Source organism: Rhodococcus sp. NJ-530 (assembly GCF_003860625.1).
Lineage (GTDB): Bacteria > Actinomycetota > Actinomycetes > Mycobacteriales > Mycobacteriaceae > Rhodococcus_F > Rhodococcus_F qingshengii.
The window spans coordinates 4867979-4888764 of sequence record NZ_CP034152.1 but is presented as its reverse complement, the minus strand read 5'-3'; the positions used below and the strand labels follow the sequence as shown (position 1 = coordinate 4888764).

At 62.3% G+C, this 20786-nt stretch carries 22 protein-coding genes; 9 read left to right on the top strand and 13 right to left on the bottom strand.

Going from position 1 to position 20786, the window contains the following annotated elements; translation table 11 throughout:
• Positions 1-33: 33 nt before the first annotated feature.
• Both EHW12_RS22635 and EHW12_RS22630 read left to right on the top strand, forming a co-directional pair.
• Positions 34-447 carry a VOC family protein gene (locus tag EHW12_RS22635; RefSeq protein WP_042451168.1) on the top strand — a complete coding sequence of 138 codons (414 nt, stop codon included), beginning with the start codon at positions 34-36 and terminating at the stop codon, positions 445-447.
• Entirely contained in the window at positions 448-1023 is a 576-nt protein-coding gene (locus EHW12_RS22630; protein ID WP_007733408.1) for a TetR/AcrR family transcriptional regulator, read from the top strand.
• Positions 1024-1035: 12 nt separating this feature from the next.
• Here EHW12_RS22630 and EHW12_RS22625 read toward each other — a convergent pair whose 3' ends face one another.
• The 3 genes from EHW12_RS22625 to EHW12_RS22615 all read right to left on the bottom strand — a co-directional run bounded on the left by EHW12_RS22625 (position 1036) and on the right by EHW12_RS22615 (position 4315).
• The gene (locus EHW12_RS22625) at positions 1036-1875 is read right to left on the bottom strand and encodes an aldo/keto reductase (RefSeq protein ID WP_125051798.1); all 840 of its coding nucleotides are present in this window, start codon (positions 1873-1875) and stop codon (positions 1036-1038) included.
• 145 nt (positions 1876-2020) lie between these two features.
• Positions 2021-3652 carry an ABC-F family ATP-binding cassette domain-containing protein gene (locus EHW12_RS22620; RefSeq protein WP_030535395.1) on the bottom strand — a complete coding sequence of 544 codons (1632 nt, stop codon included), beginning with the start codon at positions 3650-3652 and terminating at the stop codon, positions 2021-2023.
• A gap of 66 nt (positions 3653-3718) precedes the next feature.
• On the bottom strand, positions 3719-4315 hold the full coding sequence (locus tag EHW12_RS22615) for a class I SAM-dependent methyltransferase (RefSeq protein ID WP_030535396.1): 597 nt from the start codon (positions 4313-4315) through the stop codon (positions 3719-3721).
• Positions 4316-4445: 130 nt separating this feature from the next.
• On the opposite strand from EHW12_RS22615, the gene EHW12_RS22610 reads away from it, so the two are divergent.
• Positions 4446-5294, top strand: coding sequence for an aldo/keto reductase (locus EHW12_RS22610; RefSeq protein WP_037128502.1), 849 nt, complete (start codon positions 4446-4448; stop codon positions 5292-5294).
• A 64-nt stretch (positions 5295-5358) separates the two neighbouring features.
• On the opposite strand, the gene EHW12_RS22605 is transcribed toward EHW12_RS22610, so the two are convergent.
• Positions 5359-6510, bottom strand: a complete 1152-nt coding sequence (locus EHW12_RS22605) for an NADH:flavin oxidoreductase (protein ID WP_125051796.1) — start codon at positions 6508-6510, stop codon at positions 5359-5361.
• 202 nt (positions 6511-6712) lie between these two features.
• Between EHW12_RS22605 and ctaD the strand changes: the two genes are divergently transcribed.
• Genes ctaD through EHW12_RS22590 form a run of 3 tightly spaced genes read left to right on the top strand, consistent with a single transcriptional unit; the run spans position 6713 to position 9461 of the window.
• Entirely contained in the window at positions 6713-8467 is a 1755-nt protein-coding gene (gene ctaD, locus EHW12_RS22600) for a cytochrome c oxidase subunit I (RefSeq protein WP_046379038.1), read from the top strand.
• 45 nt (positions 8468-8512) lie between these two features.
• Positions 8513-8986 (top strand): MarR family transcriptional regulator, encoded by a 474-nt coding sequence (locus tag EHW12_RS22595; RefSeq protein WP_125051794.1) that lies wholly within the window; start codon positions 8513-8515, stop codon positions 8984-8986.
• A gap of 55 nt (positions 8987-9041) precedes the next feature.
• Complete coding sequence (locus EHW12_RS22590) at positions 9042-9461, top strand: DUF5313 family protein (protein ID WP_042451127.1); 420 nt, start codon at positions 9042-9044, stop codon at positions 9459-9461.
• 9 nt (positions 9462-9470) lie between these two features.
• Here EHW12_RS22590 and EHW12_RS22585 read toward each other — a convergent pair whose 3' ends face one another.
• A complete protein-coding gene (locus EHW12_RS22585) occupies positions 9471-10493 on the bottom strand; it encodes an NAD(P)/FAD-dependent oxidoreductase (RefSeq protein ID WP_047272609.1) in 1023 nt (340 codons plus the stop codon).
• A 39-nt stretch (positions 10494-10532) separates the two neighbouring features.
• Between EHW12_RS22585 and EHW12_RS22580 the strand changes: the two genes are divergently transcribed.
• Both EHW12_RS22580 and EHW12_RS22575 read left to right on the top strand, forming a co-directional pair.
• Positions 10533-11159 (top strand): XRE family transcriptional regulator, encoded by a 627-nt coding sequence (locus tag EHW12_RS22580; RefSeq protein ID WP_003940282.1) that lies wholly within the window; start codon positions 10533-10535, stop codon positions 11157-11159.
• Positions 11160-11215: 56 nt separating this feature from the next.
• The gene (locus EHW12_RS22575; RefSeq protein WP_042451126.1) at positions 11216-11674 is read left to right on the top strand and encodes a GNAT family N-acetyltransferase; all 459 of its coding nucleotides are present in this window, start codon (positions 11216-11218) and stop codon (positions 11672-11674) included.
• 12 nt (positions 11675-11686) lie between these two features.
• On the opposite strand, the gene EHW12_RS22570 is transcribed toward EHW12_RS22575, so the two are convergent.
• The 6 genes from EHW12_RS22570 to EHW12_RS22545 form a co-directional block, all read right to left on the bottom strand.
• Positions 11687-12223, bottom strand: a complete 537-nt coding sequence (locus EHW12_RS22570) for an AAA family ATPase (RefSeq protein WP_047272608.1) — start codon at positions 12221-12223, stop codon at positions 11687-11689.
• A gap of 63 nt (positions 12224-12286) precedes the next feature.
• A complete protein-coding gene (locus EHW12_RS22565; RefSeq protein WP_003939865.1) occupies positions 12287-13081 on the bottom strand; it encodes an MHYT domain-containing protein in 795 nt (264 codons plus the stop codon).
• 40 nt (positions 13082-13121) lie between these two features.
• Positions 13122-13709, bottom strand: coding sequence for an ATP/GTP-binding protein (locus EHW12_RS22560; protein WP_003940118.1), 588 nt, complete (start codon positions 13707-13709; stop codon positions 13122-13124).
• On the bottom strand, positions 13690-14064 hold the full coding sequence (locus EHW12_RS22555) for a DUF742 domain-containing protein (protein WP_007727785.1): 375 nt from the start codon (positions 14062-14064) through the stop codon (positions 13690-13692). Before EHW12_RS22555 ends, EHW12_RS22560 begins: the two co-directional genes overlap by 20 nt.
• A gap of 5 nt (positions 14065-14069) precedes the next feature.
• Positions 14070-14486 carry a roadblock/LC7 domain-containing protein gene (locus EHW12_RS22550; protein WP_003940329.1) on the bottom strand — a complete coding sequence of 139 codons (417 nt, stop codon included), beginning with the start codon at positions 14484-14486 and terminating at the stop codon, positions 14070-14072.
• Positions 14483-17329 carry an ATP-binding protein gene (locus tag EHW12_RS22545; protein ID WP_238565171.1) on the bottom strand — a complete coding sequence of 949 codons (2847 nt, stop codon included), beginning with the start codon at positions 17327-17329 and terminating at the stop codon, positions 14483-14485. Before EHW12_RS22545 ends, EHW12_RS22550 begins: the two co-directional genes overlap by 4 nt.
• A gap of 378 nt (positions 17330-17707) precedes the next feature.
• Here EHW12_RS22545 and EHW12_RS22540 point away from each other — a divergent pair, with 378 nt between their 5' ends.
• Entirely contained in the window at positions 17708-18217 is a 510-nt protein-coding gene (locus EHW12_RS22540; RefSeq protein ID WP_007727783.1) for a hypothetical protein, read from the top strand.
• A 4-nt stretch (positions 18218-18221) separates the two neighbouring features.
• On the opposite strand, the gene EHW12_RS22535 is transcribed toward EHW12_RS22540, so the two are convergent.
• The gene (locus EHW12_RS22535) at positions 18222-19664 is read right to left on the bottom strand and encodes a phospholipase D-like domain-containing protein (protein ID WP_007727779.1); all 1443 of its coding nucleotides are present in this window, start codon (positions 19662-19664) and stop codon (positions 18222-18224) included.
• Positions 19661-20764, bottom strand: a complete 1104-nt coding sequence (locus tag EHW12_RS22530) for an NAD(P)-binding domain-containing protein (RefSeq protein WP_125051792.1) — start codon at positions 20762-20764, stop codon at positions 19661-19663. The genes EHW12_RS22535 and EHW12_RS22530 overlap by 4 nt, the downstream gene beginning before the upstream one ends.
• Positions 20765-20786: the final 22 nt, after the last annotated feature.

Below are 20786 nucleotides of genomic sequence, written 5' to 3'. Positions count from 1 at the left end.
GAAACATTACGGTACGTACTGTACTGTTTTGGAATGACAACTTGGCCGAACGACCTCGCAGTAGTGCAAGTGCGCGTAGCGCGACCCACCGACAGGCTCGACGACGTGATTACGTTCTATCGCGACTGTCTGGGATTGCCAGAGCTCTACCGGTTCTCCGGTCATGCCGGGTACGACGGAATCATGCTGGGTCTGCCGGATTCGAACTATCACCTCGAATTCACGACCCACGAAGACGGAAGCCCGTGCCCGGCGCCGACGCAGGACAACCTGTTGGTGCTCTACTTCGCCGGCGAGTCGGCGATGTACGAGGTAGTTCAGAGGTTGGGGGAAGCAGGGCACGAACCCGTTGGCGCCGAGAATCCGTACTGGGAGGAGAATGCGGGGATGACTTTCGAAGATCCCGACGGCTGGCGTCTGGTGCTCATGCCGCGGCCGGTGCTGTAGATGGTGCGCGCCCGCGACGAGCGGATCGACGACGCCGTTCTGGCGGCAACCCTGGAGTTGTTGGGGGAGAACGGATATGCGGAGCTGTCGATCGGTTCGGTGGCGACGAGAGCGGGCGTGCATCGACCCGCCATCTACCGGAGATGGCCGTCGAAGCGGCATCTGGTGGTGGACGTCGTCGTGGCGCACATCGGCACTGATCCAACGCCGGACACCGGCGATCTCAGGGCAGACCTGGTCGCCGGCATCACGACATTGGTTGTGGGACTGAGTGAAACGGTAGTCGGTCGGATCCTGCCCGCGTTGGTCGCGGATCTGGCGGCGGACCCGGAATTGGCGCGGGATTTCCAGTCGGCATTCTTTCAGCCTCGACGCGATTCCACTGCGGCAGTGCTGGAATCGGCGCGGCTACGCGGCGACATTCGGAGCGACTTCGACCTGGACTTCGTCCTGGACGCGCTGGCGTCGCCGATCTATTACCGAGCGTTGTTCCGTCACTTACCGCTGGACGCGCTCCTGGCCGAGCAGTCCGTCGATTCTGTGCTGCTGACGTTGACTCCCCACGAAAATTCTTGAAGCCGTTTCGATTCAGTTCAATTCGACTGGATCAGGCCCGACACGGCTGTCGGTGTTCAGCGCTGCGATGGCCGCTGACTCGTCGGCATCGAGTGTGAAGTCGAAGATTGCGGCGTTGTCGCGCATGCGGGCAGGCGTGACCGACTTCGACAGAACGGTGTGACCCTGTTCGAGATGCCAGCGCAGAATGATCTGTGCCGGGCTCTTGCCTTGTGCTGCAGCAATTTTCCCGATGGCCGGGTCGTCGAGGATGGTTCCCTGTCCCAATGGGCTCCAAGCCTCGATTTCGATGCCGCGACTTCGCGCGTACTCCCGTGACGCGTGCTGTTGCAGTCTGGGGTGCAATTCGATCTGGTTGACGGCCGGGGTGATCGAGCTGTGCTCGGCCAGCAGTTCGAGGTGCTCGGGCAGGAAGTTGGACACGCCGATCGCACGGGCACGGCCGGAGGCGAGGATCTCCTCGAAAGCGGCCCACGTTTCCACGAACAGGCCCTTTGCCGGCGCGGGCCAGTGGATCAGATACAGGTCGACGTAGTCGAGTCCGAGCTTGTCGAGGCTCGTGTCGAAAGCGGCGAGTGTTCGGTCGTGGCCCTGATCGTCATTCCACAGCTTGGTGGTGACGAACAGCTCTGACCTAGGGATATCCGAACCTGCGATGGCGCGGCCGACCCCGGCTTCATTTCCGTAGATCGCGGCCGTGTCGATGTGGCGGTAGCCGATCTCCAGAGCGGTGGCAGTGACCTCTTCGGTCTGCGCGTCCGGTACCTGGAAAACGCCGTACCCGAGTTGCGGGATGGTGATCGGCTCGCCGGTGGTTCCGTGAGTCAGTGTGCGGTCGGGGATCGACAACATTGAAGAGTGCCTTTCGGGACTGGGATGTGGCAGCTCGACGGGGGATCATGTCATCCGCGGGCCACCTATGCCGCGCATGCAACTATTGCGTGCGCCTGATAAATAGTTGCACACGCGGGTTGTCTGCGCAAGCAGAGTCGATCGGCTACTCCTCGAAGAGCTGTCCGTTCTCCATTCGCCACCGGCGCGTGCTTCGGGTGGACTGCAGCATGCGTCGATCGTGAGTGACCAGAAGGAGGGTTCCCTCGAACGACTCCATTGCCTGCTCGAGCTGTTCGATCGCCGGAAGGTCGAGATGGTTCGTCGGCTCGTCCAGTACCAGTAGGTTCACGCCCCGAGCCTGGAGCAAAGCAAGTGCAGCCCTTGTTCTCTCGCCGGGGGACAGGGAAGCGGCAGATCTGAGTACGTGGTGTCCGCGCAGGCCGAACTTGGCGAGGAGAGTGCGGACATCGGCATCGGGCCAGTCCGGAACCTGCGCACCGAAGGCCTCCACGACTGGTTGATCACCTTCGAACAATCCACGCGCCTGATCGATCTCACCGATCGCGACACCGGAACCCAGCGACGCGATGCCCTCGTCCGGGACGAGTTTGCCGAGCAGGACGTTCAGGAGGGTGGTCTTGCCTGCCCCGTTCGCGCCCGTGACGAGAATTCGATCGCCCCAGTCGATCTGCGTCGTGACCGGACCGAACGTGAACTGACCGCGAGTTACCTTGGCGCCGTTCGTGGTTGCGACAACGGATCCGGACCGCGGCGCCGCCGCGATCTCCATACGAAGTTCCCACTCCTTGCGCGGTTCCTCGACCACTTCGAGTCGCTCGATGCGGCGTTGAGTCTGGCGGGCTTTCGCGGCTTGCTTCTCCGTCGACTCGGTCCGCAATCCGCGTCCGATCTTGTCGTTGTCCTTGGCTTTACGACGCGCGTTGCGGACGCCGTGTTCCATCCAGTTGCGCTGCATCTGTGCGCGATCTTCGAGATCGGAGCGGGTGCCTGCGTATTCCTCGAACGCCTCGCGTGCGTGCTGGCGGGCGATCTCGCGTTCGGCGAGGTACGACTCGTAGCCGCCGTCGTACACGGCGATGTCCTGTTGTGCCAGATCGAGTTCCACGATTCCGGTGACGGTGCGCGAGAGGAACTCGCGATCGTGGCTCACGACAACCAGTGCTGCGCGCGTCTCGGCGACAAATCGCTCCAACTGCTCGAGACCGCGTAGGTCGAGATCGTTGGTGGGCTCGTCCAACAAGAGAATGTCGTAGCGCGAAAGCAACAGTGACGCGAGGCCGGCGCGCGCGGCCTGACCGCCGGACAATGCCGTCATATGTGCATCGAGTGGAACTCCGAGACCGAGTTCTTCGACCACCTTCTCGGCGCGCTCGAGCAGGTCGGCGCCGCCGAGAGCGAGCCAGCGTTCCAGTGCCGGGGAGTACAGATCCTCTTCGGCTTCGGCCAGGGTTTCGGCTGCGGCGTTCATGACTTCCTCGGCGTGGGCGACGCCGGTGCGGCGGCCGAGGAACTCGAGGACGGTCTCACCCTCGATGCGATCGGGTTCCTGCGCGAGGTAACCGACCGCAGCATCCGGCGGGCTGAGGATGATCGAACCCTCGACGTCGGCGGTTCCGATTCCGGCCAGTGCGGTGAGAAGCGTCGACTTGCCGGCGCCGTTCGCGCCGACGAGGCCGATGACGTCGCCGGGGGCAACGGTGAGGTCGAGGTCGGAGAACAGGGTGCGTTCTCCCCGGGAAGCAGAGAGGCCGCTGATGCGCAGTGTTGCAGTCACCTGAGAAGTATCCCCGGTGCTGTGCGCCTTTATTAACCGCGGGCGGTTAATAAAGGCGCACAGCAGTCAGCCACGGACCAGGTGATACCAGCACGGATGTGCCGCACGGACCGGAAGTGGCGATTCACTCACGTCCGCGGCCATGCTCGAGGCCATCGACCAACCGTCGAATGCACGCATGACGTCCTCCTCCGAGACGCCGTGTGGCATCGGCCAACGGTGCCCCGGTCCGAATGCGAACATCACCATGGACGCTCCCGGTGCGGTGATCGCGTTTACGGATCTCCCGTAGTCCCGTCGTTGATGATCGGTGAGCCCGTGAAAACAGCCGATGTCGAGCACCAGCATGTGCCCGCCGTCGACAGCAATGTGCAGGTCTGCCGCGTCCTCGTGGAGGAACCGGACGTCGACGTGTGCTTCACGCGCGTGTATGCGCGCTTTGTCCAGCGGTTCCTGTTCGGCGTCGACGCCGGTGACGTGCCAACCGCGTTGCGCCAGCTCGATGGAATGGCGTCCGGTGCCGCAACCGATATCGAGTGCACGGCCACCTTCCGGGACGGGAATCGCATCCAGAAGGCCGGACAGTTGAGCGTCGAACCCGTGCCCGGTGTGCTCCCACGGAGTGACACCGACCTTGTAGGCGAGACGATATGAAAGATTCATCGCTCTCTCTTTTCTCGAGGCGATTCCAATACTTGTCTTCCAAGGTAGACCGGCATTTCGGGCGGTACAAGGGCACTGCCCGGAGGTTCGGCGGGGAATGCCTCCCGGCCCTCGCGCGTTGGATCCATATATGACCGAGACCAACGATGTGACCTCTGTACCGACCATTGTTCTGAACGACGGTAAGACGATCCCCGCACTCGGATTCGGTGTGTTCCAGGTTCCGGACGACGAGACGCAGGAGGCCGTCTCCACAGCCCTGAAGACCGGCTACCGCAGTATCGACACCGCCAAGATCTACGGCAACGAGGTGGGCGTCGGCCGCGCGATCGCCGAATCCGGCATCGCCCGCGAAGACCTCTACATCACGACAAAACTGTGGAACGACGACCAAGGCTACGACTCGACGCTTGCGGCATTCGACGCCAGCCTCGACAAGTTGGGTCTCGAGTACCTCGACCTGTACCTGATCCACTGGCCGGTTCCGTCCAAGGACCTGTACGTCGAGACGTTCAAGGCATTCCAGAAGCTCAAGGCCGACGGACGGGTTCGATCCATCGGTGTCTCCAACTTCACCATCGAGAACCTCGAGCGTGTCATCGGTGAAACCGGTGAGGTGCCGGTCCTCAACCAGATCGAGCTTCACCCCAAGTTCAACCAAGCCGAACTGCGCGCCTTCCACACCGGCAAGGGAATCGCGACGGAAGCGTGGAGCCCGCTCGGACAGGGAACCGTTCTCGGCGACCCCGTCATCACCGCTATCGCCGACGCTCATGGCGTCACCGCGGCTCAGGTGATTATTCGCTGGCACCTGCAGATCGGAAACGTGGTGATTCCGAAGTCGGTGACCCCCGAACGTATCGCCGCCAACTTCGATGTCTTCGGATTCGAACTGACACCGGAACAGATCAACGCGATCGGTGCTCTCGACGACCCGGCCGGCCGCATCGGCCCCGACCCGGTCACGCTCGGCAGCTAGTACTTCCGGCAGACCCACAAACGGCACTCCCACAATTGCGGGAGTGCCGTTTTGTCGTGCGAGGTCAGTTCAGGTGTGTGCGATGTTCTGCGGTGAATGCGATGTGCTCGTCCGCGCGTCCGGTGCGGAGCTTCTCGACCCACTCGGGATCGGCGAGCAGCGCGCGCCCGATGGCAACCATGTCGAATTCACCCCTCTCGTACTGAGCTTCGAGACGCTCCAGTCCGGTGACAGCAGATGCAGCGTCGCCGGTGAATGCCGTCGTGAACACGGAATCGAGTCCGACCGAACCGACGGTGATGGTCGGCAACCCGGTCAGCTTCTTCGTCCAACCGGCGAGGCCGAGTGTGCCGTCTTCACCGTCGAGTTCAGCGAATGCCGGTTCCCAATGACGCCTCGTGGACGGATGCAGAACGTCGACGCCGGCGTCGACCAGGGGAGCGAGGATGCGGCCGAGTTCTGCCGGGCTCTGGGCGATACGAGCGTCGTAATGGCCGGACTTCCACTGCGAGAATCGGTAGACGATCGCGAACTCGTCCCCGACGGCCTCTCGGATTGCGGCGACGACCTCGGCCGGGAAACGGGTGCGGGCCTCGAGTGATCCGCCGTATCCGTCGGTTCGGACATTGGTTCCCGCCCAGAGAAATTCGTCGAGCAGGTAGCCATGTGCTCCGTGCAACTCGAGACCGTCGAAGCCGGTGTTCTTCGCATTGAGTGCGGCGTCGACCCACGACTGCTTCAAGTCGCCGAGGTCAGAGGTGGTGAATTCTCGTCCCAGGCGGGTTCCGTCCAGTGCCAGGCCGGAGGGGCTGACGGTTTCGACCTCGGGGTTCAGGCGCGAGTTCTCGCCGCGTTCGACTCCGAGGTGCCACAGCTGAGGAATGATCGATCCGCCTTCGGCGTGGACGGCGTCGACAACCGACTTCCAGCCACCCAGGCTCGAATCGCCGTAGATGCGCGGTACGCGGGTGTGCGGGCCGGCTGCCGGGTCCGGGATGTACGTGCCTTCGGTGATGATCAGGCCGACACCACCTGCTGCGCGACGACGGTAGTACTCGGCTACGTCGGCGCCGGGGATTCCGTCCGGCGAGAAGGCGCGCGTCATCGGGGCCATGGCGAAACGGTTACGCAACGAGAGTGATTTGACCTCGAAAGGCTCGAAGAGGCCGCGCAACGCGGAGGCCTCGGGTGCTGTCGATGTGTCGGGAAGAGTCACGGGTTTGTTCAACGCGGCGGACCCTCGACCTATTCCGCCGCCTGACTTTATCTCACCGAAATCTGCAAAAGGTTGCGTACGTTCGGTTTTCGATAGTTGCTCACGTCGGCCACACTTAGTTTGGGCATTAACTATTAACATGCGATATGGTCGTGCGGAAAGTTCTTGAGGCGGTATCGAGCACGAAAGAGGACGCGCGAGCATGACGACAACGGTGCCGGACGAGCGGACCGGAGAGTTGGAGCCGATTCCGGAGCGGCCGTACCCGAAGCGCCGTGATCCCAAGGGGTCGTGGATGTTCGACATGATCAAGACCACCGATCACAAGAAGATCGGGATCATGTACATGATCACGGCTTTCGTGTTCTTCCTGATCGGCGGCCTGATGGCCCTGTTCATGCGTGCGGAACTGGCTGTCCCCGGGATGCAGTTCCTCTCGAACGAGCAGTTCAACCAGTTGTTCACCATGCACGGCACGATCATGTTGCTGCTGTACGCGACGCCCGTCGTTTTCGGCTTCGCGAACTACATACTTCCGCTGCAGATCGGTGCCCCGGACGTGGCGTTCCCGCGTCTGAACGCATTCGGATTCTGGCTCTTCACTTTTGGTGGTCTCATCGTTCTCGGCGGATTCCTTACGCCGGGCGGCGCTGCCGACTTCGGTTGGACCGCGTACACCCCGTTGTCGGGCGCGGTGCACAGTCCCGGCGTCGGCGCCGACCTGTGGGTCTTCGGTCTGACGGTCGGTGGCCTCGGCACCATTCTCGGTGCGGTCAACATGATCACCACCGTGATCTGCCTGCGCGCACCAGGTATGACGATGTTTCGGATGTCCATCTTCACGTGGAACATCTTCATCACCAGCATTCTGATCTTGATGGCGTTCCCGCTCTTGACCGCTGCGTTCATGGGTCTGTTCGTCGACCGTCATCTCGGTGGGCACATCTTCGACCCGGCGTCGGGTGGAGTTCTGTTGTGGCAGCACCTGTTCTGGTTCTTCGGTCACCCCGAGGTGTACATCATCGCGCTGCCGTTCTTCGGTATCGTCTCGGAGATCTTCCCGGTCTTCAGCCGCAAGCCGATCTTCGGGTACACCGGATTGGTCTATGCGACACTGGCGATTTCAGCTCTGTCGATCGCGGTGTGGGCTCACCACATGTACGCGACGGGTGCTGTTCTCCTGCCGTACTTCTCGTTCATGACGTTCCTGATCGCCGTGCCGACAGGTGTGAAGATCTTCAACTGGATCGGCACGATGTGGAAGGGGCAGTTGACCTTCGAATCGCCGATGCTGTTCTCGGTCGGCTTCTTGATCACCTTCCTGTTCGGTGGTCTGTCGGGTGTCATTCTCGCGAGCCCGCCGATCGACTTCCATGTCACCGACACGTATTTTGTCGTCGCCCACTTCCATTACGTGGTCTTCGGTACGGTCGTGTTCGCCACGTACGCCGGTATCTACTTCTGGTTCCCGAAGATGACCGGTCGCATGATGGACGAGCGTCTCGGCAAGTGGCACTTCTGGACCACGTTCGTCGGTTTCCACGGCACGTTCCTCGTTCAGCACTGGCTCGGCGGCGAGGGGATGCCGCGTCGCTATGCCGACTACCTGCCCTCGGACGGGTTCACGGTTCTGAACTCGGTGTCCACGATCTTTGCCTTCGTGCTCGGTGCCTCGACGCTTCCGTTCATCTGGAACGTCTTCAAGAGCTACCGCTACGGCGAAGTTGTCACCGTCGACGATCCGTGGGGTTACGGAAACTCGCTGGAGTGGGCAACCACCTGCCCGCCGCCGCGTCACAACTTCACCGAGTTGCCGCGCATCCGCAGTGAGCGTCCGGCGTTCGAGCTGCACTACCCGCACATGGTGGAGCGAATGAGGGCGGAAGCGCACGTGGGTCTCACCGGGCAACCCACGTCGACGTTGGAGAAGAGTGACGATCGTCGCCAGATTGATTAGTGCAATAATAGTTGCTGCACTAATTAATCTGATAACATCGGAGTCATGACGACGAAGGCTCCGCAGACGCAGATGGATGATCCGCTGGCTCTCGACCGGCAGGTGCGCTTTGCACTTGCGGTCGCGAACCGGGCGGTGCTGTCCGTCTACCGGCCACTGCTCGAGCCGATGGGCCTCACGCATCCCCAGTACCTGGTGATGCTGGCACTGTGGGGAAAGTCGCCGATGGCGGTCAAGGAAATCGGGCAGGCACTGCAACTCGATTCGCCGACGCTGTCGCCGCTCCTCAAGCGACTCGAGGCGTCCGGGCTGATCACGCGAACCCGTAGCCGCGCCGACGAACGGCAACTGGACGTGGACCTCACCGAAGCCGGTGTGGCACTGCGCGCGGAGGCGGAGAAGATCCCGCCGGCGGTTGTCGCGAAGCTCGGCGTCAGCCTCGCCGAACTCGAAGAACTCCACAACGTTCTGACGCGGGTCAACGAGGCCGCGCTCCGCGCCGGAGCCTTGGACCAATGAGAGAAATGTGATGACTGCATCCGAAAAAAACGTGATGACTGCGTCAGTACCGTCGATGCGTACCGAACAGGTGACTTCCGTGACTTCCAAAAAGCAACGTACGAGCCCGAATCCTCTTCAGTGGTTGGGTTATTCAGTGGGGCGCAAGCTGCCCGATTCGATGCAGGACTGGGTACGAAACGACCTGATCGGTGACTGGGCCGTGCCGCGTCACCTGATCCGAAGCATGGTGCCGTTCATTCCAGTGTTCGCGGCCTTCATGCTCTTCCCTGGGCCGTGGGCCCTGCGGGCGTCGATGGTGCTGCTCGGAGTGCTTCTGGCGCTGTTCTATTCGGTCTCCTACATGGCTCAGAACAGGTCGCGTCGCCTCGAGCGTCACGGTTTGCCTTCCGACCTCGAGAACCCGAAGAAGATCTCGCGCCACGACGCCGAGAAGGCCGCCTACGAGAAGTTGCACGGCGGCCCCGCGACGTAGACACCTCGGTCACATGCCGTGGAGGGCGCTGCCGCCGTTCAACTCGCAGACGCGTTGCTCCACGGTCGCCGAGAAGCCCCCTTCCGGCTCGGTCGAACGAAGAGCCGATTCGACATCTTGCTCGACCAGATATCCGTTGATCGCGATTGCCGCGGTCGAACCTGCCGCCGCAGCATTGATTACCTGGGCGCGAGGGTCGACGACGTTGCCGGCGCCCCAGATACCAGGAACACTGGTGGCGCCGGAACGATCGACAGCCACGAATCCCGTGGGGCTGGTTTTGCAGCCGAGTCGCGTCAGATGTGCGTCGTTCGGAACGAAACGCGGCGCAACGAACAGTGCTGAGCGCGCAACAAGTTGGCCGTTGTCGAGTTCGACGGCTTTCAGTTTGCTTTTCTCGCAGACCAATCCAGATACCGATCCGTCGGCAACCGTCACTCCTCGGGCAGCCAGTCGCGCGCGTTCGTCGGGGGTGAGCGAGATCTTGTCGGGGAAGAACGTCACATCCGACGACCACTGTCGGAGTAGAAACGCCTGGTGAAGTGACATCTCGCGAGCGTCGCCGCCGAGAACGCCGATCGGTTGGTCGCTGATCTCGTACGCATGGCAGTACGGGCAATGGAGCACGCTTTGTCCCCAAAGCTCCTGGATGCCTGGTATTTCCGGGAGTGAATCCCGTAGACCGGTGGCAACCAGCACAGTACGAGTTTCGAGCGTCGTGCCTCCTGAAAGTTCGACGACAAAGCCGGGTTCGATACCGCGCCAGGAGATGTCGACTACGTCATCTTGTGTCAATTCCACTCCGTACGTCTGCAATTCGCTGCGTCCGACGGCGAGCAACTCACGTGGCGCCATGCCGTCGCGCGAGAGGAAGCCGTGCATGTGTGCTGCCGGTGCGTTGCGCGGTTTGCCGGAATCGATGACGGCGGCCGAGCGCCGAGCACGACCCAACACCAGGGCTGCGCTGAGTCCGGCGGCGCCACCGCCGACGATCACGGCGTCGAGGATCTCAGTTTCAGTGTGTGTTCGCATGAGCACAGATTGCTCGCGGAGGGGGTTCTTCAGCAACTAATGTTGCCATTTCTGGGAATCGTCGTCAGACTCGGCACCATGAATGTCAACGGTCCGCACATCGATGCCGCCATCTCGCAGATCGGCGCGCGCCTCAAACGCATTCGTACACAGAGGAACGTCACGCTCACAGCGCTGTCCGAGTCCACCGGTATTTCGAAGAGCACCCTGTCGAGGCTCGAAGCGGGGGAGCGTCGCCCGAGCTTGGAGTTGCTGCTTCCGATCGCGCTTGCCCACCAAGTGCCGTTGGACCAACTGGTGGCGGCACCGCAGGTCGCCGATCCACGCATCCAGAGTGCGCCTCGAAGCGTCAGTGGGCGAACGGTATTGCCGCTGACTCGGCAACCGGGTGGGTTGCAGGCATTCAAGATGACCATCCCGGCAAGCCAGACGGAACCGGATCCCCAAGTGCACGACGGCTACGAATGGCTGTACGTGCTGTCGGGGAGGTTGCGGTTGGTGTTGGCCGATCACGACATCGTGATGGGTACGGGTGAAGCTGCTGAATTCGACACCCGAAACCCGCATTGGTTCGGCAGTGACGGGCGCGGCCCGGTCGAGGTACTGAGTCTGTTCGGCCCCCAAGGAGAACGCATCCACGTTCGGGCCAAGCCTTCGGCGAAGTGAAGGACAGTCATACTTTCATTCGGTACTGCCGGAAGCGAAGAGGACAGTGAGGATCTGTGCGAATCGAAATTGACGACCTGAGTCGGGATGCGGTCCGTGCTCTACTCACCGAACATCTCGCCGACATGCACGCGACCTCGCCCGCGGACAGCGTTCACGCGCTGGACGTCACGGGGCTGATGGATAGCTCTGTGACCATGTGGACGCTGTGGAGCGAAGGTGACGAGTTACTCGGTTGCGTCGCACTCAAGGAACGGTCGTCGGCCGGCGGCGAGATCAAGTCGATGCGAACGTCATCGGCAGCAAGGGGGCGTGGCGTGGGAACGCGACTTCTTCAACACGTCGTGGACGAGTCGAGACAACGAGGTTACCGGCAACTCGAATTGGAGACCGGTACGCAAGAGTTCTTCGATCCAGCTCGCCGGTTGTACGCGAAATTCGGGTTCGTGCCTTGTCCACCGTTCGGGAACTACCGCGAAGACCCGAACAGCGCATTCTTCGTTCTCACCTTGTGAGCAGCTCGCACGCTACAGCATCTTGGCTGTGATGCGTCGTACTGCACTGTCGGGGTCCATGATTGCGGTGTCGAGCACCAGCCGTTCCGTAGTCCACGGCTCGTAGTCTCGATCCAGAATTTCCTGCCACGTCGGTAGTACGAGATCCGGGATGTCGACGACTCGCCGTTCAGCGCGTCTGCGATGCTCGTCGGGATCCGAACAGATGACCTCGACACCGAGCAGGCGCGCCGAATTATGTTGTGCGGTAGCGGACCAGGCGGTTCGTGTCGCCTCGACGGGGTTGACGCATTCGACCACGACCGAAAGTCCCAGTCGCAATTGTTCGGCGGCGAGCGCGTACCCGGTGATGTATCCGGCGGTCCCGGACGCGTCAGCGATACCGCTGCGGATCAGCGCCTTTTCGATGGTATCGATCCGCACGAAGGGGATTTGGTGACGCTGCGCAAGCGCCCGCGCGATCGTCGACTTGCCGGTGGCCGGCAAACCACCGATCACGACCAGCGTTGCGCGAGTCGATGGCTGGGGGTTGTGTCCGGCATCCACCATCCCCGAAATGTACGGGGCGTTGTCGATTTACGTGAACTCGCCCCGTACTCGCCCCGTACTCGCTCAGTTCGAGATCGCGAACTCTCGTGCTTCGAACGCCAGATCGTCGGCGGCGGATTCCATTCGTGCCGTCGCGCGGTTGGGTGCTGTCAGCACTGCGACAATCGGAACTGCCAACGCCAGCAGGCCGAGAACGAAGACAGGGAAGAGGAACGAGAACACTTCGAGTCCCTGTGGCGCCGGGGCTGCCGCGTCGTGAACAACCTCGACAGCGGCCATTCCGGTGTAGTGCATACCGACGACAGCGATGCCCATGATGATTCCGGCGACAAAACGCAGAATCGTGGACTCGAGCACCATGGTGAACCACAGTGCAGCGGTTCCGGCGACGACTGCGATGAGAACCGACAGTGCAACGAAGAGCAGGTCGTAGTGGATCTCGCCCTGAAAGCGCAAGGCGCGCATACCCGTGTAATGCATGATGTTCACGGCGAGACCGGTTACCACGCCCCCGATCAGAAGCCGCGTCCAGCGAAATTCGGTCCCGATGATCAGCAGGCCGACAAACACGGCCCCTACTGAGATGATCGCGGAGATCACGGTCCATCCGAGGTTGTATCGAATGGGACTGCCGGGGACCGCGAAGCCGAGCATGGCGATGAAATGCATGAGCCAGATGGCGACGCCACCGATCGACAAGGCAGCCATGGCGAGCCATCGCATGCGTGTGGCGGTTGTCGTCGCCGACGCTGAATGCCTGGTGCACGCCAGGCCGACTACCGACCCGACCACGGACACGACGTAGGCGAGTCCGAGCAGCCAGATTCCCATCGAGAAATGGTGCATTTCATCCGACATGCCAGTTCCTTTCGGCGACGATTCGCATCTGGTGATTCATCTAGACGACTGCTTCAGCTGCAAGTCGTTCGAGGGAGTATTCGGTGACGGCGATCAGCGCGCGTTTGGCTGATTCGCGGTTTCGGGCGTCGATCTCGATCATGGGAACCCGGTTGGGTAGAGCCAACGCCTGGCGGAGATCGCTCGCCGAATGGATTGGTGCGCCGTCGAAACGGTTGACCGCCACGATGAACGGGAGGCCTCGCGCCTCGAAGAAGTCGACTGCGGCGAAGCTGTCTTCCAGGCGACGCGTGTCGACCAGAATGACCGCACCGATCGCACCGGTGATCAGGTCGTCCCACATGAACCAGAAGCGGCGCTGTCCCGGGGTTCCGAACAGATAGAGGACCAGGTCGTCGGCGAGAGTGATGCGCCCGAAGTCCATCGCGACGGTCGTGGTGCTCTTGTCGGGAGTGGATCCGAGATTGTCGATACCGTCGCTGGCGTCGGTGACCATGGCCTCCGTGCGAAGGGGGACGATTTCGGAGACGGTCCCCACAAGTGTTGTCTTGCCAACACCGAAACCCCCGGCGATCACGATTTTTGTCGATTTCACGCGAGACGATGAGTCAGAGTGCCCGAAGTCCACTGAGGGTCCTTTCGATCAGTTCGCGTCGCTCGACTCGAGATGCGTCGCTTCGCAGAGTGGCATGTATTTCCAGTGATCCGGCTACTACGAGGTCGGCGACCAGTACCCGCACGACTCCGATCGGAACACCCAGGTGGGCAGCGATCTCGGCAACCGAGATCCGCTGCTCGCAGAGTGCGACGATCGATGCACGAATATCCTGCGGTGCAAGATTGTTCGAGACCGCGTCTTCGATCGTCGCGATGATCGCTTCGAGTGGGAGGTCGATGGACGGCAGGGTCCGACCTTCGGTGAGCGCGTACGGCCGGACCAAGCTCGGTTCGGCGTCGTCGTACTCGGATTGATGGTGAGGCATCGAACTCAAATACCCTGCGATGTTCTCGGGGCAATGTCCATGGTGGTGCCGACGCGATCGACGAGAGTCGCCATTTCGTAACCGATCTGGCCGATGTCGCATCCGGCGACAGCGAGAGCGGCAAGGTAAGCGCCACTACCGACGCCCATGAGAAGCAGGTAGCCGTTCTCCATCTCGACGACGGACTGCATGACGGCTCCACCGTCGAAGAGGCGTGACGCCCCCGCGGACAGGCTGGCGAGTCCGGAAGTGACAGCGGCTAATTGATCGGCCCGATCGAGCGGAAGATGTGTGCTCGAGGCCGTCAACAACCCGTCGGCTGAGACGATGATCGCGTGACTCACACCCGGCACGTCTCGGGCAAAAGCCGATACCAGCCAGTCGAGTGCGCGGGGAGTCTCTTGGGCTCCGACAGTGTTCACTGTTCTCCTTCATCGTTGTGCAACATCGTGGACGATTCGAAAGACTGTCCGCCATCGGGCTGATGGTCGGCAGCGCGCCGACGCCCTCGTTGTACTCCGGATTGGTAACTGCTCCAACCACGTTGGACGTCCGCCGGATTGGATGCATGGCGCTGTGTCGTTCCACCTCTCCCGACTGCGCCGGGAACCAGGCGGGCTCCGCGGTCTCGAATGGGAAGTCCGGAATCGGCGATCTTGGTGACCGGCATCTCGAACGAGGTCCGAGCGGCCAGCCAGCCTTGATCCGCGTCGGTGGTCCACGCACTGCCGGTGGAAGCAGCTGACGTCTCCGCCGTCGGGTCCACGAGCCACTCGGACACCATCCGGGCGAAAATCGGCATCGTGGTCGGGGCAGCGAGTACGCCGTTCGAGTTGCCGTCTCCCGCGCCGTCAGCGCGCGCCGATGCGCGAGCAGAGAGCCCGTCACGGGTGCGCGAGGAGAAGAACGCCGCAGTGTTTGTCGGCGTCGGGGCTGAGAGCCGGTGCCGTGGCGGCGGGGTTGTCGACGGGTGTGGACCCACCGGGATCTCGGGACCCTGTGCCGGCGAGGTGAATTCCGGCGAAGGAGTACGCACGGGAAGGGACGTCGATGCGCTTGTGCCTTCGGGATCGGGCAGAGGAGCGAAGGACGACACGGAGGTGGCGGGTGCAGCAGTGGTCGGAGTCGAGGTACTGACCGCCGGTACTCCACTTGTGCCCGGAGTGCGACGTGGCAACCCCGAAGGCGCTGTTGTCGTGGGAATGGATTGCGGTGTGATCGGGGCGAACGTCTCAGTCCGGTCGGTGCTGTTGCTGGGCGTTCGACGCGGGAGATCTGCGAAACTTCTGGTCGCAGGCTGCGGGGGTGCCAATTCGGTCGGGACGGGCTGTGACCAGGACGGTTCAGACGGTGCGGGCGGCGGAGTCCGATCGAGCGTGGGCACGGGTCCGGTTCGCGGCGTGCGGATCTCGGGTCCCCGAGAAGAATCGAGTATCGACGTCGGTAGGAGCACCGTTGCGGTGATGCCGCTGTGCGTCGACGACGTTGCCGTCGGGCGCAGGCGCACAGAGATGTTGTAGCGACGACTGATTCGGCTCACGACGAACAAACCCATGCGACGCGCTGTATCCGCGCTCATCTCGCCGCCGGCGGCGAGGCGCTCGTTGGCATCGAGGATATCGGCAGGCGACATGCCGATACCGAGATCTGCGATCTCGACGATCATGGAGCCGTCGATGGTGCGGGCAGCGTTGATGGAGACGGTGGTCTCCGGCGGGGAGTACCGCAGAGAATTGTCGAGCAGTTCAGCGATGAGGTGAACGACGTCCGGGGCAGCATGACCGGTGACGACTCCGGGCGGTATCTGCCCGAGTTCGACGCGTCGATATTCCTCGACGCCTGATACCGCCGCACGAAGGATATCGCCGAGAGCGACGGGGGCGGTTCTGGCGCGGCGTACATCGGTTCCGGCGAGAACCAACAAGTTGTCGCCGTTTCTACGCATTCTCGCGGCGATGTGGTCGAGCCGGAACAGATTCTCGAGGCGACGAGGGTCGTCTTCGTCCTGCTCCAACTGTTCGATCAAACCGAGTTGCTGGTCGACGAGGGACTTGTTACGCCTCGACAGCGTTTCGAACATGTCGTTGACCTGGCGCCGCAGGGTGGCCTGCTCGCCGGCCAGCGTGATGGCCTGACCGTGCATGTCGTCCACCGCGCGTGCAAGCTCGCCGATTTCCTCGTGGGTGCGGATCGGTACACGGGCGAAGTCGACGTCGTCGATACTGGCACCTGCGCGAATTCGTTCGATCGCGTCGGGGAGTCCGCGTCGTGCTGCTTGCAATGCGGAAAATCGCAGCCGACGGATCGGATCGATGAGCGATCGGCTGATGACGAGGGCGATGGCCAGTGCCAGCAGGACCGCGCCGAGCACGATTGCAGTGTCACGAAGTGCTGCGGTTCGTGCTGCATTGGATTCAGCGGTGACGGTATCGCCGAACTCGGTGACGGTGGTGTCGGTCAGGCTGTTGTACTGGTCGTTTCCGGATTTCAGATCGGTACCGACGCGGCTCCCCAGAGGAGAGGTCGACGGGGTTGATCCGAGTGCGTTGATCCGGTTCTGAGCGGAGTTGCTGAGGGTCCGGACGGTGTCGTTGCTCCCGTCGATGGCGAGAATGTTGTTCAGAGCGACCAGTTCGGCACCGGCGGCACTGACCATCGAGGTACGAGCCTGCTGGTCCGGATCACCTGAGCCGAAGAGGATTCGTTGTTCGGCCAGTGCTCGTCGCGCATCCCAGAGTGCTGAGAGTCGGCCACCCTCTTCGCGCAGCGCCGGACGCTGAGAATGCTCGACGACGCTGGTGAAGGTGCTCGAGAGTGCGCGAGAGACTTCGCCGACCCGCGAAACCAAGCGTGCGGGAGCCACCGCGCCGGCGGCGACCTCCTCCGTGATGGAACGGCTCTCTGCGAGCGCCGAAGTCACTTGGTCGTTGAGATCGTCGTCGGACTGGAACGCGCGCGCGGCGTCGACCAGTTGATCCATTGCGTCCGAAACCGCTTGTGTGGCGGGGCCGGTGTCAGTGCGTGCCGATGCGGCTTCGGCGAGCTCGTACAGCGCGGATTCGAGATTGATCGCGGCGGGCACAGCGAGGGCGCGCTCGGACGAGGAACTCAGCTGTGCGGCTTCTTCGAGTTCCGTCTGAACGCGAAGGGCTCCGAGGACGACGGCGACGATCATCGGCAATGCGAGAACGGCGATGACCTTCCATCCCAGGCGCCATTCGCCGATCGACCACCAAGAGGTTGTCGTGTGTGAATCGTGTTTCATGCGGAACATGGCCCCTTCACGTCAACCCCCCGTGGGTCATTGCCCGAACCCCTTCGATCCGGTTTGACCAGAAGGGGTAGTTAGCTGAACGGTAACAGACTGTTCGCTGGCTCGCTACATCCCAGTTGGCTTCTTGGATCGCCGATGACTATATCCGGATTGTAAGGCCAGGTGAAAGGGTAAACGGACAAGTGCGGCGAATGGGATAGCCGGATAGTCCAATTTGGTAGCTCGGCGAGTAGTGCTGCCCGGGAATTCGCGGAACTCACGGCAAGCATCTGGCTCGTGTCCCGACATCGAGGACACGTCCGAACGAGGCGCACACGCATGTCAGAATGTGGAAACCGCACCGATGACCGAATTGAACTTGGAGCCATAGTGAGTGGAACTGCTCGCGACGCGTTGCGCGCGATCGCCGAACTGCTCGCCCCTGACAGCGCTGTTGTCATCGATCGTGTGACTCTCGCGATCGACCAACCGGAACGGTATGTCGAAGTACAGAACGAGTTGTACTCACAGACGCTCGAGAAGCCACACCCGGAAATGGCGTGGTTTGCTCTCGTCGACGCATTGCACGAACAAGAACGCCTGGTCTGGGTGGACTGGAACGAGGATGCTGCCGAGGTTCTGGGTCAGCTGCGAGTGCTCACGTCGGCGCCGGCGGGATCGTGGGAGTGGTCGGACAGTCTTGTCGTGGCCTTCGATCAAGCTGCCGGACTCGAATCGCTTCTCGCCCGTATCGGCGACAACATCACCGATACGGGCGTTTCACTTGCCTGGCTCGACAGCGACAGCGATACGTTTCTCCTCGCGCTCGTCCCGAGTGTTCACGGTGCAACGCTCGTCGAACTCGCGCTGGCAACCGGGCACTGCGTGCGCGTGTTCTAGAGTCTCAGCGTTTGCCGAGCAGGCGGCGCAATCCTTCGATTCGATCGCTCAGTCTGGGCGGCGTGCGCTCGGGATCCATCAGTGCATTTTCAGCGAGCACGTGGTCTTCGCCGTCGACTGTGTTCCGGTCGAATTCGCGCAGACTGCGAGCGTCGGAGGTCGAGAGAGCGCGAACCGTCGACAACAGTGACTGCTCGCCCAACGCGTCGTCGACTTCTTCCTCGGTGACGTCGAGGTGCTCGCTGAGTAGGTGGCGCCTCAATCCGATGATCGAGGCGCGCAACTCGACATCTGCGTCGTCGTCGGATTCGACGGCGATGTCGCACTCGGTGTCGAAGCCCATCGAACGGTTGTTGAGATTCGACGACCCGATTCGCAGGAGGCGATCGTCCATCACGAGAACCTTGGCGTGTACGTAAATAGGTGCGCCAGAAGAGGTCACGGGATAAAACGCACCGAAACGGTCGTGGATATCGGCCGACCACAGCAAATGCAGCAGGTCGTGGCGTGCCCCGTCCATCGCCTTTTGTTCGAGCCATCCATCGGCATTGCGGGGAATGACCAGAACGATTTCCGGCCCGTCGGCCTCACGTAGACGCGCGGCAATCGCCTCGGCCAGCGTGCGTGAGGCGAGGTACTGGCTTTCGATGTACAGCGTGTGTTCGGCGCCGGCGATGGCCGCGAGATACAGCGCCTCGATCTCACGAACCTCCGTGCGCTCGCCGAGTTCCGGCAATGTTCTGGCGACGGCTACGTCGACCACCCGCAAGGTGGGAGCCAAATTGACGGGCCATGGAGTCGTAGTGCTCTTGACCGGTGTCAGATCCTCGCCGGTTGCGGATTTCCAGCGTGCCCGCGCCAATTCGCCGATGGCCGCAGCCGCATTGCCGTCGACCGCCGTGGTTGCGTCATGCCAAGGGCCGTAACGCCTTCCGCTCGGCGTGATTCGATAATCGTTTCGGTCGACGTGATCCGAGGTGTCCCAGCGGTCCACAGTCATGTCGATGCCGCCGCAGAACGCCAGAGCGTCGTCGATGACGATGATTTTCTGATGGTGCGCCGCACCAACCGGGTGGGCGCCGTCGATCTCGAACCGTAGGCGCTCGTCGGTCAGCCAGTTGGACACGAAGACGGGAGTCATGCCGCGGCCGATTGCGGTGAACGCGCCGATGTTCCATTTGAGTACGAGGATTTCGAGGTCGGGTTTCTCGCGGACGAGCCAGCGGAGGAACATTCCCAACCGGTTGGGGCCGTCGAGAGTCTGCTTGCCTGGTTCGAGTTTGATGCGCGTGTCGAAGTCCCAGCCGATCAACATGATTCGCTTCTCAGCTTGCAGCATTGCGGACTTCGCATGATGAAAGTAGTCAGCGGCGTCGACGATGCAGGCAAGATTGTCCGCCGGTTCGATGCGCCAGCAGGTTTCGCCCGGAACAAGGATTCTGTTCATTCGCCGATTCCCAGGTACGCGGTCAGTTCGCGCGCTGCCGCTTGGCCGGCGCGGTTGGCTCCGATCGTCGACGACGACGGTCCGTATCCCACCAGGTGCACGCGAGGGTCGGCTTCGACCTGCGTGGCGAGGCGCCCGGTCATCGGGATTCCGCCACCCGGTCCGCGCAGGTGCAACGGCGCCAGGTGATCGAGTGAGCTACGAAAACCGGTGCACCACAAGATGACATCGGCGTCGGCGACGGTACCGTCGGCCCACTTCACGCCGTTCGGAAGAATTTCGGAGAACATCGGCAGTCGATTCATCACACCACGCTCTCGCGCTGCCCGGATGGCAGGCGTTACCGGGAGGCCGGTCACCGAGACAACGGATCCCGGTGGCAGGCCGCGTCGTACACGATCTTCGACCATGGCAACCGCAGCGCGGCCGATGTCCGGCGTGAACGGCTCGTCGCGGAACTCGGGTTCGCGCCGCGTCACCCAGGTAGTGGTCGTGACGCGTGAGATCTCGTCGAGCAGTTGGACGGCCGAGATCCCGCCGCCGACCACGACGACATGTTTGCCTTCGAACTCGGCAGCGGTTCGATAGTCCTTCGTGTGCAGTTGTCGGCCACGGAACGACTCGGCCCCGCGATAGTGGGGGATGAAGGGCCGCTCCCAGGTCCCCGTCGCGTTGATCAAGCCTCGCGCCGCGAATACTCCCTGGTCGGTCTCGATCCGCAGGCGCTCTTCCCTCGGACACACCACTCGCGTGTGTACCGGGCGGTGGACGGGAAGTTCGAATTGCTTTTCGTACAGTTCGAAGTAGTGGGGGACCGCCACCGATGCAGGCACCTGTTCGGCGTCTGTACCGGTGGTTGCCGCGAAGGACATTCCCGGGAGGTCATGGACGCCGTTGACGGTGCTCAGTGTCAGGCTCGGCCAACGGAACTGCCACGCCCCGCCCGGCCCCGACGCATGATCGAGCACCACGAACCCCGATTCGGGCTCGATTCCGAACTTGCGCAGGTAGTAGGCGGCGGAGAGTCCGGCCTGTCCGGCGCCGATCACCACCACGTCAACCGGGTGTGGTTGCTGTGCGGCAAGGTCGTCTGTACTCATCGGTAATCTAACCTCCTGATGT

Bases quoted from the DNA above. Each gene is read 5' to 3' on its own strand.
- EHW12_RS22635 (WP_042451168.1), top strand. From the start codon at position 34: ATGACAACTTGGCCGAACGACCTCGCAGTAGTGCAAGTGCGCGTAGCG.
- EHW12_RS22630 (WP_007733408.1), top strand. From the start codon at position 448: ATGGTGCGCGCCCGCGACGAGCGGATCGACGACGCCGTTCTGGCGGCA.
- EHW12_RS22625 (WP_125051798.1), bottom strand. From the start codon at position 1,875: ATGTTGTCGATCCCCGACCGCACACTGACTCACGGAACCACCGGCGAG.
- EHW12_RS22615 (WP_030535396.1), bottom strand. From the start codon at position 4,315: ATGAATCTTTCATATCGTCTCGCCTACAAGGTCGGTGTCACTCCGTGG.
- EHW12_RS22610 (WP_037128502.1), top strand. From the start codon at position 4,446: ATGACCGAGACCAACGATGTGACCTCTGTACCGACCATTGTTCTGAAC.
- ctaD (WP_046379038.1), top strand. From the start codon at position 6,713: ATGACGACAACGGTGCCGGACGAGCGGACCGGAGAGTTGGAGCCGATT.
- EHW12_RS22595 (WP_125051794.1), top strand. From the start codon at position 8,513: ATGACGACGAAGGCTCCGCAGACGCAGATGGATGATCCGCTGGCTCTC.
- EHW12_RS22590 (WP_042451127.1), top strand. From the start codon at position 9,042: ATGCGTACCGAACAGGTGACTTCCGTGACTTCCAAAAAGCAACGTACG.
- EHW12_RS22585 (WP_047272609.1), bottom strand. From the start codon at position 10,493: ATGCGAACACACACTGAAACTGAGATCCTCGACGCCGTGATCGTCGGC.
- EHW12_RS22580 (WP_003940282.1), top strand. From the start codon at position 10,533: ATGTTGCCATTTCTGGGAATCGTCGTCAGACTCGGCACCATGAATGTC.
- EHW12_RS22570 (WP_047272608.1), bottom strand. From the start codon at position 12,223: ATGGTGGATGCCGGACACAACCCCCAGCCATCGACTCGCGCAACGCTG.
- EHW12_RS22565 (WP_003939865.1), bottom strand. From the start codon at position 13,081: ATGTCGGATGAAATGCACCATTTCTCGATGGGAATCTGGCTGCTCGGA.
- EHW12_RS22555 (WP_007727785.1), bottom strand. From the start codon at position 14,064: ATGCCTCACCATCAATCCGAGTACGACGACGCCGAACCGAGCTTGGTC.
- EHW12_RS22545 (WP_238565171.1), bottom strand. From the start codon at position 17,329: ATGAAACACGATTCACACACGACAACCTCTTGGTGGTCGATCGGCGAA.
- EHW12_RS22535 (WP_007727779.1), bottom strand. From the start codon at position 19,664: ATGAACAGAATCCTTGTTCCGGGCGAAACCTGCTGGCGCATCGAACCG.
- EHW12_RS22530 (WP_125051792.1), bottom strand. From the start codon at position 20,764: ATGAGTACAGACGACCTTGCCGCACAGCAACCACACCCGGTTGACGTG.